The following is a 12,508-nucleotide window of genomic DNA, read 5'->3' on the forward strand; positions in this document are numbered from 1 at the left end:
GGACTCGAACCCGCGACCCTCTGATTACAAATCAGATGCTCTACCAGCTGAGCTAAGCCGGCCCATGAGGAAACCCGTCACTAATGGGAAGTGCGGCCGGATGCAAGCAAGTGCTCCACACCCAATCATCGAAGGCTGTGATTCCCGAGAGGCGATGGCCGTCCTCCGCCCCGGACCTGCCTTATTTGCCGCCAGAATTCACCTGAGGCGCGAGATCATAGCAGACCCAAGAGACTCACACCGATGATTTCAAAGGAATTTACGCGCTATTCGTGGATTCCTTTCAAATTCCTTGGCTCCGCCTCATTCGCCCCGGTGGGCGCACATTTCAGCCGCAAACCAGGCCTATCCCTTTGTTCATGCAAGGGCACAGGAACCGGAAGAGTTCCCAGGGATTGATGGAGCAAGAGATGAGCATGAAGGAGACCATTATGAAACGCACGCTGTTCGCTGCCGCAGGCCTCGGCCTGATAGGCGCCCTCGCTGCGCTGCCGGCTGTTTCCGATGCCCCCAAACCGCCACCGGCAGAGCCTGTCTATGTCGCGCGCAAGCCAGTTTGCGAGGACATGAAACTGTCCATTTATTTCCCCGCCTACGAGACGATGCTGTCGTCCTATTCCGTCCGCGCACTGAACGCGGCGACGAACAGCCTCGAAGGCTGTGCCGTCACCGATATCGACGTGGCCGTCGTGTCCGAAGAAGCCCACACCGATGCGGAACTGGCGCAGCTGTCTGAAGCGCGCGCTGCCGCCGTCCTGCAGGCCTTGTCGGACCGCGGCGTCTTCGCCCCGCGCATCGAGACGAGCTTTCACGAAGTCAACGCCAACGCAGCCTCGGCAGAAGTTCCGGTGGAACCAATGGCCCGCCGTGTCGATGTCAGCCTTGACGTAAAGCCGGTTTACGGCCTCTGAGACCCATTTCCTTCCTACCTCCAGACCGGTGCAGGTCAGATCACCGCGCCTGCACCGTTGACTGCCCCGGACCGGCCCTGCCGTTCCGGGGCTTTTCTTATGTTCCAGGACGCCAAGCCACTGTCCTGACGCAGGTTTTTGTCTGCTCCATTTCTTTCATTTCCAGCAGTCCGCGTTAAAAGACAGGCTCCGCAGGGCTGGAAGGCCTGAATCGCGGCCCTGAAGGCTCAAAACGGAAAAGACTGACACCCAATGACGCAATCCCGGCGCATCCTCGTCACCTCTGCCCTGCCGTACATCAACGGCGTCAAGCATCTCGGCAACCTGGCCGGCTCGATGCTCCCGGCTGACGTGTATTCCCGCGTGATGCGCCTGCTGGGCCATGACGTAACCTATATCTGCGCCACGGACGAGCACGGCACGCCCGCGGAGCTCGCCGCGCAGGCCGCAGGCGTCAGCGTTCAGGAATATTGCGACGAGCAGTATGAGATCCAGCGCAAGGCCGGCGAAGGCTTCAGCCTGGCGTTCGACTGGTTCGGCCGCACCTCGCGTCCGGCGAACCACGCCGTGACCCAGCATCTTGCCCAGGCACTGGAAAAGCAGGGCCTGATCGAGGAGCGGACGTCCAAACAGGTCTATTCCGTCGATGATGGCCGTTTCCTGCCGGACCGTTATGTCGAGGGCACCTGCCCGACCTGCGGCTTTGAAAAGGCGCGCGGCGACCAGTGCGACAATTGCGGGCGCCTGCTCGACCCGGTAGACCTGATCGATCCGTATTCGGCGGTTTCCGGCAGCCGGAACATCGAGATCCGCGATACGAACCATCTCTACCTGCTGCAAGGCCAGATGCAGGACCGCATCCGCGAATGGGTGAAGAGCAAGGGCGCCCAGTGGCCGAGCCTCGCTGTCTCCATTGCCAACAAATGGCTGGATGAGGGCCTGATTGCCCGCTCCATTACGCGCGACCTCAGCTGGGGCGTCAAAGTGACGGATAAGGACGGGAACCCGCGCCCGGGCTATGAGAACAAGGTCTTCTATGTCTGGTTCGATGCGCCGATCGGCTACATCTCCGCCACGCAGGAATGGGCCGAAGCCACGGGCAATGACTGGGAGCGCCTCTGGAAGACCGACAAAGGCGCCGATGAGGTCGAATACGTCCAGTTCATGGGCAAGGACAATGTCGCCTTCCACACCGTGTCCTTCCCGGTCACGCTGCTCGGCTGCGGCGAGCCGTGGAAGACGGTCGACAAGCTGAAAGCCTTCAACTGGGTCACCTGGTATGGCGGCAAGTTCTCCACCTCCATGAAGCGCGGCGTGTTCATGGATCAGGCGCTGGAACTGCTGCCAGCAGACTACTGGCGCTGGTACCTGATCTCCAACGCGCCTGAGGGCTCCGACGCCGCTTTCACGTGGGAAGGTTTCCAGGCAGCGGTGAATTCCGACCTTGCGAACGTGCTTGGCAATTTCGTGAACCGCATCACCAAGTACACCGCGTCCAAATTTGACGGACAGGTGCCGGATGCCGGCACACCGGGCGAAGCCGAGGCATGGATGGTGGCGGAGCTGAAAGAACGCCTGCCCCGCCTGATCGAGCATTATGAGGCAATGGAGTTCCGCAAGGCAGCTGCCGAAACCCGCGCGATCTGGGCTGCCGGGAACGAGTATCTCACCAAGGCCGAGCCTTGGGTGAAGTACAAGACGGATGTGGATGCAGCCGCCGTCGGCGTGCGCGCGGGCCTGAACCTTGCCGCCCTGTTCGGCATCATCGCCCAGCCGATCATTCCGGGCGCCGCGAAGAAGATCCTCGATGCGCTAAACATCCCGGAAGAGCGCCGGAACTTCCCGGCAGCGGATGCTGACTTTGCCGGCCTGCTGGACGCCCTGCCGCACGGCATGGCGATCTCTCCGCCGGAGGTCCTGTTCCAGAAGATCGAGGATACCCAGGTCGCCGAATGGACCGAACGCTTCGGCGGCGGGAACGCTGGCTAGGACTCCCCAGAGGAAACGTCTTCGGCCTGGCCGCCGGACGCTTCTTCCGGTCCGGCCTCATCCTTTAAGTCTTCCCTCAGGGCGCGCAGCCGTTCCCGGTAGTGTTCGGCATCGCCATATTCCGAGAACCCGGCATAGCGCGCATGCGTTCCGATCACGCGGCGTGCCTGCTTGATCGGACACCAATATTGTTCGGTACGCGCGGCCACTTCCCGCACATAAGCGATGACACCGTTCGCATAGGAACAATAGGCGCAGTTCAGCTTCTCCATCGCATTCAGGTAAGCGAGGCTCTTGCGATCGAACACCAGATAGTCCCGGCGCCTGACCTGCGGGATGCCGTACACCCGGAAACAAATGGCTTGGTAAAGCGACACCCATAGGTCCAGGACCACAAAGGCCACGATCAGGGAATAGATCACCGGCGCCGTCACCACGACCCAGAACCGTGCGCTCAACAGGTAGGGTATCAGGGCCTTGCGCAGCTCATGGTGCCTGCGGATCACTTCCTGATCGAACAGGACACGGCCGCGTTCCAACCCATAACGGAAGCCCGCCCGCTTCTTGGCAAATTCCGCTTCTAGTTCCAGCTCAAGCTCATGAATCTTGCCAAGTATGCGGTCTGTGTAATCAGACATGTTTTCCCGATGCTCCCAGTTGCTGGTGTTGGATCGGGACCGGACCGGTCACGACCGCCTGAACAGGACCGACAGATTATTTGCCGGCATCTCGACAACCGACTCAAGCCTCAGCCCTGACGCTTTTGCCAAAGGCATGATCTGCATGTCGAGATCACGCACGCCCCAGGCCGGGTCACGCGACTGAAGGTTTTCGCCGAACGCAGCATTTGACGGGGCGATCTCGCCATTGCGGGCATAGGGCCCGTAGAGGAACAGATGCCCGCCCGGCTTCAACAGTCGCCCGGCGCCTCGCAACAGGCCTTCCGTCGCCGCGAAGGGCGAGATGTGGACCATGTTGACGGATACGATCAGGTCCCACGCCCTGCCTTCCACTTCGCCCCAGTCATCGGACGAGGCGTCGATGACCAACGGACCTGACAGCCGCTCATGCTCGGCTGCTTGTCGCCAGGCCTGCTGGCTGGCACGGCCGGCGGCATCGATGTCGGAATAGGTCCAGCGCAGGCCAGGGAATGCATCCGTCAGGAACGCGCCGTGCTCCCCCGTACCGGACGCAATTTCCAGCACATCCCCAGCGGTCAGGCCATGCACTGTGAAAACATCGCGGATGGGTTCACGGTTGCGCGCGGTTGAGGGCGCGTAGCGGCGCCCGTCGCCGCCGTCCGACCGGTCTTCGAGCGCGACCGGCTTCTCAGCCATTCGCCTGCTCGAAATCGTACATCTCGGTTGTGACCGATGCCTGGCCCATCGCATTATAGCGCGGTCCCACGGCCCGCTCCGGTGCGAAGTGCGCATCGAGACGCGCGACCTGTTCTAGCGTCAGGGTCACCTCCGCGGCGCGGTGGTTTTCTTCCAGATGCTTCAGGTTCGTCGTACCAGGAATAGGCAGCACATTCGGACCCTTGGCCAGCGTCCAGGCGATGGCGAGTTGGGCGACGGAACAATCCGCCTCCTTCGCTACCGCCTTTGCTTCCTCGAGCAGAGGCAGGTTGCCGGCATAATTCTCAGCGTTGAAGCGCGGGAAGATGCTGAGGCGCATGTCCGATTCATGGAACTTGGCCGGGTCTGCCGGCGGATCGGCAAGGAAGCCACGGCCAACCGGCGAGAACGCCACGAGCGCCGTGCCCAACTCCTCACAGGCCTGCATCACCGCGATTTCCGGATTGCGCACCCAGAGGGAATATTCCGACTGCATCGCCGCGATGGGATGCACTGCTGCCCCTCGCCGCAACTGCTCAGCGCCCATTTCCGAGAGGCCCGCGAACCGGATCTTGCCTTCGGAGACAAGGTCCGCCAACGCACCGACGGAATCCTCGATCGGTACCTTCGGGTCAGGCCGGTGCAAGTAGTAGAGGTCGATAACGTCCGTCTTCAGACGTTTCAGGCTCGCCTCACAGGCCGCCTTGATCACCTCCGGCCGGCCATCCAGGATGCGCTTGCCATCCCGGAAGCCCAGCACGCACTTGCTGGCGAGGAAGAAATCCTGCCGGTGAGACCCAAGGGCCTCACCGATCAGTTCCTCGCTCCGGCCGAAGCCGTACAGCGTCGCCGTGTCGAAGAAATCGCACCCGAGATCGAAAGCCTTCACCAGCAGCGCTTTGGCTTCGTCCTCCGGCAGCGGCGGGCCATAGGCATGGCAGATGTTCATGCAGCCAAGGCCGACTGGGTAAACTTCCCGGTCTCCGATCTTGCGACGTTGTACGCTCATTCGATTATCCCCGTGGTGTGAACCGCTCCCGCAGCTCGTTTTTCAGGATCTTGCCGTTGGCGTTGCGCGGCAGGGGCTCGTCCAGGAACTGGATCTCGACCGGCACCTTGAACGCGGCCAGCTGGTTGGCGACGTGGGCACGCAGCTCATCCTCCGTCACACTCATGCCGGGCTTCAGCTGCACGACAGCGCCGACTTCCTCACCCAGCACCTTGTGCGGGATGCCGACAACAGCGGCGTCCATGACGGCCGGGTGGTCGTACAGCGCGCTTTCCACTTCGATGCTGTAGATGTTCTCGCCGCCGCGGATCAGCATGTCCTTGGCCCGATCAACCAGGTAGAGGAAACCTTCCTCGTCGAGGCGCGCAAGGTCGCCCGTAACGACCCAGCCATTGCGGAACGTCTCAGCCGTGGCATCCGGGCGGTTCCAGTAGAGCTTGCAGTTCGACGGGCTCTTGCACCACAGCTCGCCGACTTCACCAGCGGGCATCTCGTTCCCGTCCGGATCGCAGATCTTCAGCTCCACGGCTGCCGGCGGCGCTCCGGCGCTGGTCGGCCGGTTCACATAGTCTTCGCCAATGTTCAGCGTGACGGTCGCGCAGGTTTCCGTCATGCCCCAGCCATTACCAGGGGCGGCGTTGGGCAGGCGGCGCTTGATGGTGGATACGAGTTCGGGCGCAGACGGCGCACCGCCATAGGAAACCACTTCGATCGAGGAGAGATCGTACTTTTCGCGGTCCGGATGTTCCAGCACCTGCCAGGCAATCGCCGGCACACCGCCGACACTGGTAATCCGTTCACGCTCGATGATCGGCAGGGCCTGGCCTGCGTCCCATTTGTACATGGTGACGATCTTGTCGCCGCGCAGGGCGGTCGGGATCAAGATCGCGAAGGAACCGGTCGCATGGAAGAACGGGATCGACATCAGTGTCGCCCGCGACACGTTCGGATCGGGTTCCGGTACCGCCTCGCCCTTCCGCAGATACATCCGGGCCGTGCAGGTCAGCGAATTGAACATGTTCGCGATCACGGCGCGGTGGGTCGCCAGCGCGCCTTTCGGCTTTCCCGTCGTACCGGACGTATACATGATCGTTGCGTCGTCATCCGGGCCGACATCCACCGCCGGCATGCCGAGTTCCGGGAGGTCAGCCCAGGAATTCGCCGGGCCGATGGCATCTTCCATGGAAGAGACGCACGGATGGTTATGTTCGTCGCCGGGCTCGCGCGCGATGATGACGTGTTTCAGGTCCGGCAGGTCTTCCATATGCTCATGGATGCGCTCGTAGATCTGCGGATCGACGACGGCAGCCTTCACGCCCGCGAAGGACAGGCCGTATTCCAGTTCCTCGCCGGTCCACCAGGAGTTCATGGGCGTGGCGATCGCGCCGAGGCTGAGGGCCGCATAGAAGGCCACCGGCCATTGCGGATAGTTGCGCATGATCACGGCGACGCGGTCGCCCTTGGCGATGCCGTACTTGTCGCGCAGCGTGGCAGCGAAGTTCTCCACCGCCCGCAGCATCGCCTTATAGGTCACCCGCTCATCCTGATAGACGATGTAGTCCCGGTCCGGGTGGGTCATCGCGGCCAGGAAAAGGATCGAGTGGATGTTCGGCGGCGCGTTCGTGTAGCCCTTCGACGGAATGCCATCGATGACCGTATCTTCCACCTCAACCGGAGACCCGGCAGCGGCCAATGCGGCGTTGGCCTCGGCGATGGACATGGCGGGCCAATTTGGGGGAAGCAGCTCTGATGACATGGGTTTCCTCGGGAAGGTTATATGGTTCGCGCCACACAACCACGCCGAAGCCCAGGTTTGAAGAGGCCGCGAGGCCGCGGATCAGGGATTCCGGCACTTTACCTAGCGGAAAGAACTGCAGAAATCTTCCTGAACCGCGCTCGCGCGCTGCAATAAATGTTACAGCCTGAAAGGCTTTACTTCCCGAAATCGCAGAAACGGAGTTCGTGATAGGTGCCGTCCGGCTCGGTGACGTCATAAGCCCGGCCGGTCAGGGAGTCGCCTTCGCAGAGGTAGCCGATCTGATACATGGCCAGCAGGGCTTCATTGTCCGGGGTCAGGTCGTTCGCCAGCATCAGGTCGATTGCGTCATCATGGCGGCCGAGTTCCATGAGGATATTGTACTTCTGCATCCGGGTCGTTTCCGGCTGGGCGAGGAGAGCGTTCAGAGACGTCGCCTTGCCGCGTGCGCTGTCCAGCATGGAAGCGGCCGCGGTACTCCACTCGGTATCGCTGTAGTCCGCCAGGATCTCCTCGAAGTCCTCGATTGCGCCCATCGTGTCATAGCCATGCTCACCAAGGCGCAGCTCACCCCGGCGATAAAGCACCTCTGCCAGCTGGTCGCGGTCCAGTGACGGGTCGCCGGTCAGCTGGGTCAGCCGGTCAATCGCCGCCTGCGTGTTGCCTGCCGTCACCAGTTCTTCGACAGTCTGCATCGCCAGTTCGTAAGGCGACATGACCGTCGTCGTGGACACCGCGGCAGCCGTTTCGGCTTCCGGTACAGGTGTCGAACTACAGGCGGCCAGGACAAGGGCGGATGCGGCGGCGGCAAGGCTGAGGCGAATCATGATCGGAAGCTCCGTACAGGCAGATTGAGGCAATGACCCTGTTGTTAGACGTGCAACACGTACGGCGGCAGGGCCGGATTGTGAATTTTGTGTGGTCTTTACGTCCCGGTGTCTTGCGGCCCTGCCTCCGCTTCGACCGTTTCAGGGAGCGGATTGCACCAGGTGAGGCCGTCCAGCCAGTCGCGCGCGTCGCCAGCGCCCTGTACCGGTCCACCTGCCCCGTCCGGTCCACAGACGAAGCCCGCATCCTTCAGCTTTTGGGTTTGCGTTTCATCGGGACTGATTCCGGCTTTCTGGTATCGGCGCGCCGGCGTATCACGCTCGCCGAGCGTCCATGAGACATCGAACCATTGCGGCAGGGTCAGCATGTAGCTGAGGCGCGGCTCCAGCGCTTCCAGGTCTGAGCGCGCAAGGTCCAATTCGATTTCTGCCTGCCCGGCGCGCTGATGCTCCGGCGCGAGCGCCAATATCGCCTCGAGGTCCGCAACCGCTCCGCGCCGGTCATCCCCGGCAAGGCGCCGCAAACTGCCTCGCTGGTAGAGCGCCTCGGCCCGCTCCTCAGTCTTCAGCTTCGGATCGGCGAGCAGCGCTGTCAGGGCCGCATCCACTTCATAGGGATTGCCTGCCGCTTCAGCGGCGGCGAGGCGGTCTGCAAAAGGCAGGGCCGGCTGTGGCGCCGTGGCGCAGGCGGCAGCGGCGGCCAGCATCAGGGCCGCCAGACAGGAACGGTAAGAACGCATGAGAGCACCTAACCGGGCTTCGCCCGGCCTCGCAAATTGCATTTCAGTTAGGCAATGACTCTGGCGAATTTCAGGCCTTCGCTAGGCTCTGGCGAGGCGCTCGATCTCTGCGATATCACCCCGGCCGAGTGCTTCGATTGCACGGGCCGCGATGTGCCGGGCATTGAGGCCGGCAGCCTCATACATGTTGTAGGGCGTGTCCTGGTCCTGGAACTCGTCCGGCAGGGCCATCGGCCGAATCTTCAGTCCACTGTCGAGCCCGCCGCTGCGCGCGAGGTACTCCAGCACGAAACTGCCGAAGCCGCCCATGGCGCCCTCCTCGATCGTGATCAGGACTTCGTGCTCTTTCGCAAGGCGGTCGACCAGGTCTGTATCCAGCGGCTTGGCGAACCGGGCATCGGCGACCGTGGCCGACAGGCCCTGTGCGGCCAGCATGTCAGCCGCCTTCATCGCTTCGCCAAGGCGTGTGCCATAGGAGAGGATCGCGACGGCTGTGCCCTCACGGATCACCCGGCCCTTGCCGATTTCCAGCGGCGTCAGGACTTCCGGCATATCGACGCCAACGCCTTCGCCGCGCGGATAGCGGAATGCGCTCGGCCGGTCGTCGATTTCCAGCGAAGTCAGCACCATGCGGGCGAGCTCTGCCTCATCGCCTGCGGCCATGCAGATCATGCCCGGCAACGCGCCGAGATAGCCGATGTCGAAACTGCCGGCATGGGTCGCCCCATCGGCCCCGACGAGGCCAGCCCGGTCGATGGCGAAACGCACGGGCAGTTTCTGGATGGCCACATCGTGGACAACCTGATCATAGCCGCGCTGCAGGAAGGTCGAGTAGATCGCACAGAATGGCTTCATGCCATCTGCTGCGAGGCCCGCGGCGAAAGTTACGCCATGCTGCTCCGCGATGCCGACATCGAAGTGACGGTCCGGGAACTTTGCGGCGAAAATATCGGTTGAGGTGCCGGACGGCATGGCTGCCGTGATCGCGCAGATCTTGTCGTCTTTCTCTGCCAGCTGCGTCAGCGTCTGGCCGAAGACCTTCTGATAGGCTGGCGCCTTCGGTTTCGGCTTGGCCTGCTCGCCCGTTATGACGGAGAATTTCGAGACGCCGTGATACTTGTCGGCGGAGTTTTCGGCCGGAGCGTAGCCCTTGCCCTTCTGCGTGACGACATGGATCAGGATCGGCCCGTCGCGCATCGCCTTCACATTCTCGAGGATCGGGATCAGCACGTCGAGGTCATGCCCATCGATCGGGCCAACATAATAAAAGCCCAGCTCCTCGAACAGCGTGCCGCCCATGGCGAAGCCGCGCAGGAACTCCTCGGCACGCCGGGCCGGGCTTTCGAGGCCCATCGGCGCAACGACTTTCTTCGCGATCCGGCGCAGGCCGCGATAAGGCCGCGAGGAGACAAGCTGCGAGAGATGGTTGCTCATTGCACCGACCGGCGGCGCGATGGACATGTCGTTGTCGTTGAGGATGACGATCAGGCGCGACTTGTCGGCGCCGGCATTATTCATTGCCTCATAGGCCATGCCGGCAGACATGGAGCCGTCACCGATCACTGCGATGACATTCGAGTTCTCACCCTGGATGTCTCGCGCCTTGGCAAAGCCGAGCCCGGCGGAGATCGAGGTCGAGGCGTGGGCGGCGCCGAACGGGTCGTATTCGCTCTCGGACCGCTTGGTGAAACCGGAGAGACCGCCGCCCTGGCGCAGCGTGCGCATGCGGTCGCGGCGGCCGGTCAGGATCTTGTGGGGATAACACTGGTGGCCGACATCCCAGATCAGCTTGTCCTTCGGCGTATCGAAGATCGAATGGATCGCCACGGTCAGCTCAACCACACCGAGACCGGAACCAAGGTGCCCGCCGGTCACCGACACCACATCGATGACCTCTTCGCGCACCTCATTGGCGATCTGTTTCAACTCGGTACGCGAGCGACCTTTGAGGTCCTCGGGCGAGTTGATCGCGTCGAGCAGGCGGTTGGGTCGGGTGTCGGTCATCGTTCTATCGGACCTTCTGGGTGACGGCTTTCTGTCTGTCTAGTGTGTTCTATCAAGAACAAAATCGACTGATTGCAGCAGTATATTGGCCTTTTCGCGGAAAATAGCGAGGTGTTCCTTCGCCTGCTCCGCCAATAGTTGCACCCGCTGACGTGCCCCATCTATGCCCAGAATCGTAACGAAATTAGCCTTTCCGGCGTCTTCATCCTTGGCCAGGGCCTTGCCGACCGTTTCTTCATCACCGGTTGCATCCAGCAGGTCATCGGCGATCTGGTAGGCAAGTCCGAGATCGTTCGAAAAGCCTGCAAGGGCGCTGCGTTCATGCTCGCGCGCGTGGCCGATGATTCCCGCCGCCTCCGTGGCGTAGGAGATCAGCGCCCCGGTTTTCAGGCGCTGCATACGGGTGATCGTGTTCAGGTCGCGGGGGCTGTCGCTCTCCAGCATGTCGATCATCTGGCCGCCCACCATGCCGCGCGCGCCGGAAGAATCCGCCAGCCGCTCGATCAGCATGGCCCGCACTTCGGCATCCGGGTGGGTCTCCCGTGAGGCGAGAATCTTGAAGGCCAGCGTCAGTAGCGCATCGCCCGCCAGCACAGCCGTTGCCTCATCAAAAGCCTTGTGAACCGTCGGCTGGCCGCGGCGAAAGTCATCGTCGTCCATGCATGGCAGGTCGTCGTGCACCAGTGAGTAGCAGTGCACGCATTCCAGCGCGGCAGCGGCTCGCAGGAGCGATTTCTCCGGCGCGTCGAACATGGCACCCGCTTCCAGCAGGAAGAAGGGCCGCATGCGTTTTCCATTGGCGAGGGCGGCATGGCGCATCGCGCGCATCAGGTCCGCCTCCGGCCCGGACGCCGGCGGGATCAGCTGGTCCAGCGCCACGGTCACCTTGTCGGCAACTTCCTTCAGGCGCAGGTCGAAGTCGATCACCTCCCCCATGGCAGTCCTAGTCGAAGCTTGCGGGTTCGGTGGACGGGCCTCCGGCGCCTTGTACGATCTGCTCGACCTTCAGTTCCGCCGCCTTGAGGCGCGCTTCGCAATGCGCTTTCAGCGCTGCGCCGCGTTCGTAGATGGCGATCGACTTTTCCAGCTCGACCTCACCGGCTTCCAGCTGGCGCACGATGCCTTCCAGTTCGGCAAGCGCTTCTTCGAAGCTCATCTTGTCGACGGGTTTTTCCTTCGGGTCTGCCATGTCGCCTCACGTTTCGGATCGACCGAACACTAGAGCGGTGCCCGACCCATCACAACCTTTTCCAATTCGATTTTGAACCCGGAATCACCGGTATTCGTAGACGCGGAAACTCCAATAGGAATCTCCGCCGTCGCGCACGCATCTCCAGCCGAGCTTCTTGAGCTCCGGCCGCAGCATGCGATTGAACCATCCATGCGCGGCCAGGTAGACCTTCGCATCCTCAGATGCCTCGTGCAGCTTCTGCGCAGCGTCCATCGCCCGCAGGCGGGCCTGAACGACGCTTTCCCCATCCAGCGCATGGCCATTCAGCCAGGCGGCGCGGGCGAGGATGTTCCATGTCTTCGGCAGGTAGCGCACCCGCGGCAACATCGGCGGTGGCAGCGGCGCTTCGTTGAAGACCGGGTCGTGTTCCGCTGCCATGTGCGGCGCGGCGCGGGCAGCGGTTTCCTGCGCGCGGATGCGGCCGGACGCGAAGACGAGGTCAGCATCCTTCACCGCTTCCATCAGGTCCGGCGGCGCGACCTGGCCTTCGGCCAGCGGGCTTTCTTCGTACCGGGCCCACCAGTCCTTGTACTGGCGCCAGTCGAGCCGCGGCCCGGCCGTACGGTCCAGCGCCGGCTTGCCATGACGCGACACCACGATGGGTCCGCGCCGGTTTGCTGTCGATGTCGTTTCTGGCATCGCCATCCGGTCCGTTCATTCTAGTCCGATAGGGTCAGATGCCCCGCGAACTTCCAGCCACTAGC

At 62.6% G+C, this 12,508-nt stretch carries 12 protein-coding genes; 2 read left to right on the forward strand and 10 right to left on the reverse strand.

What is annotated here, in order from left to right:
• The first annotated feature begins 431 nt into the window (after nt 1–431).
• Nucleotides 432–911 carry a hypothetical protein gene (locus HY26_RS03575; RefSeq protein ID WP_155843593.1) on the forward strand — a complete coding sequence of 160 codons (480 nt, stop codon included), beginning with the start codon at nt 432–434 and terminating at the stop codon, nt 909–911.
• 252 nt (nt 912–1,163) lie between these two features.
• Nucleotides 1,164–2,900 (forward strand): methionine--tRNA ligase, encoded by a 1,737-nt coding sequence (metG, locus tag HY26_RS03580; protein WP_112072933.1) that lies wholly within the window; start codon nt 1,164–1,166, stop codon nt 2,898–2,900.
• On the opposite strand, the gene HY26_RS03585 is transcribed toward metG, so the two are convergent.
• The 10 genes from HY26_RS03585 to HY26_RS03630 form a co-directional block, all read right to left on the reverse strand.
• Entirely contained in the window at nt 2,897–3,538 is a 642-nt protein-coding gene (locus HY26_RS03585) for a hypothetical protein (protein WP_051599916.1), read from the reverse strand. The genes metG and HY26_RS03585 overlap by 4 nt on opposite strands.
• Before the next feature lie 48 nt (nt 3,539–3,586).
• On the reverse strand, nt 3,587–4,237 hold the full coding sequence (locus HY26_RS03590; protein ID WP_112072934.1) for a DUF938 domain-containing protein: 651 nt from the start codon (nt 4,235–4,237) through the stop codon (nt 3,587–3,589).
• On the reverse strand, nt 4,230–5,246 hold the full coding sequence (locus tag HY26_RS03595) for an aldo/keto reductase (RefSeq protein WP_112072935.1): 1,017 nt from the start codon (nt 5,244–5,246) through the stop codon (nt 4,230–4,232). Before HY26_RS03595 ends, HY26_RS03590 begins: the two co-directional genes overlap by 8 nt.
• A 4-nt stretch (nt 5,247–5,250) precedes the next feature.
• Nucleotides 5,251–6,966: a class I adenylate-forming enzyme family protein gene (locus tag HY26_RS03600; protein WP_233351522.1), complete on the reverse strand. Its 1,716-nt coding sequence runs from the start codon at nt 6,964–6,966 to the stop codon at nt 5,251–5,253.
• 212 nt (nt 6,967–7,178) lie between these two features.
• Nucleotides 7,179–7,829, reverse strand: a complete 651-nt coding sequence (locus tag HY26_RS03605) for a hypothetical protein (protein ID WP_034766310.1) — start codon at nt 7,827–7,829, stop codon at nt 7,179–7,181.
• 98 nt (nt 7,830–7,927) lie between these two features.
• Nucleotides 7,928–8,569 (reverse strand): hypothetical protein, encoded by a 642-nt coding sequence (locus HY26_RS03610; protein WP_112072936.1) that lies wholly within the window; start codon nt 8,567–8,569, stop codon nt 7,928–7,930.
• Between the two features lie 81 nt (nt 8,570–8,650).
• Entirely contained in the window at nt 8,651–10,573 is a 1,923-nt protein-coding gene (gene dxs / locus HY26_RS03615) for a 1-deoxy-D-xylulose-5-phosphate synthase (protein ID WP_112072937.1), read from the reverse strand.
• 39 nt (nt 10,574–10,612) lie between these two features.
• On the reverse strand, nt 10,613–11,509 hold the full coding sequence (locus HY26_RS03620) for a polyprenyl synthetase family protein (RefSeq protein WP_034766307.1): 897 nt from the start codon (nt 11,507–11,509) through the stop codon (nt 10,613–10,615).
• 7 nt (nt 11,510–11,516) lie between these two features.
• Nucleotides 11,517–11,762, reverse strand: a complete 246-nt coding sequence (locus HY26_RS03625) for an exodeoxyribonuclease VII small subunit (RefSeq protein ID WP_034766306.1) — start codon at nt 11,760–11,762, stop codon at nt 11,517–11,519.
• Nucleotides 11,763–11,846: 84 nt separating this feature from the next.
• Nucleotides 11,847–12,449 carry a histidine phosphatase family protein gene (locus tag HY26_RS03630; protein ID WP_233351523.1) on the reverse strand — a complete coding sequence of 201 codons (603 nt, stop codon included), beginning with the start codon at nt 12,447–12,449 and terminating at the stop codon, nt 11,847–11,849.
• Between the last annotated feature and the right edge of the window lie 59 nt (nt 12,450–12,508).

It is taken from the genome of Hyphomonas sp. GM-8P (assembly GCF_003263315.1).
GTDB lineage: Bacteria > Pseudomonadota > Alphaproteobacteria > Caulobacterales > Hyphomonadaceae > Hyphomonas.

What these genes read in the sequence shown, in the direction of transcription:
- HY26_RS03575 (WP_155843593.1), top strand. Translation starts at nt 432, where the DNA reads ATGAAACGCACGCTGTTCGCTGCCGCAGGCCTCGGCCTGATAGGCGCC.
- metG (WP_112072933.1), top strand. Translation starts at nt 1,164, where the DNA reads ATGACGCAATCCCGGCGCATCCTCGTCACCTCTGCCCTGCCGTACATC.
- HY26_RS03585 (WP_051599916.1), bottom strand. Translation starts at nt 3,538, where the DNA reads ATGTCTGATTACACAGACCGCATACTTGGCAAGATTCATGAGCTTGAG.
- HY26_RS03590 (WP_112072934.1), bottom strand. Translation starts at nt 4,237, where the DNA reads ATGGCTGAGAAGCCGGTCGCGCTCGAAGACCGGTCGGACGGCGGCGAC.
- HY26_RS03595 (WP_112072935.1), bottom strand. Translation starts at nt 5,246, where the DNA reads ATGAGCGTACAACGTCGCAAGATCGGAGACCGGGAAGTTTACCCAGTC.
- HY26_RS03600 (WP_233351522.1), bottom strand. Translation starts at nt 6,966, where the DNA reads ATGTCCATCGCCGAGGCCAACGCCGCATTGGCCGCTGCCGGGTCTCCG.
- HY26_RS03605 (WP_034766310.1), bottom strand. Translation starts at nt 7,829, where the DNA reads ATGATTCGCCTCAGCCTTGCCGCCGCCGCATCCGCCCTTGTCCTGGCC.
- HY26_RS03610 (WP_112072936.1), bottom strand. Translation starts at nt 8,569, where the DNA reads ATGCGTTCTTACCGTTCCTGTCTGGCGGCCCTGATGCTGGCCGCCGCT.
- dxs (WP_112072937.1), bottom strand. Translation starts at nt 10,573, where the DNA reads ATGACCGACACCCGACCCAACCGCCTGCTCGACGCGATCAACTCGCCC.
- HY26_RS03620 (WP_034766307.1), bottom strand. Translation starts at nt 11,509, where the DNA reads ATGGGGGAGGTGATCGACTTCGACCTGCGCCTGAAGGAAGTTGCCGAC.
- HY26_RS03625 (WP_034766306.1), bottom strand. Translation starts at nt 11,762, where the DNA reads ATGGCAGACCCGAAGGAAAAACCCGTCGACAAGATGAGCTTCGAAGAA.
- HY26_RS03630 (WP_233351523.1), bottom strand. Translation starts at nt 12,449, where the DNA reads ATGGCGATGCCAGAAACGACATCGACAGCAAACCGGCGCGGACCCATC.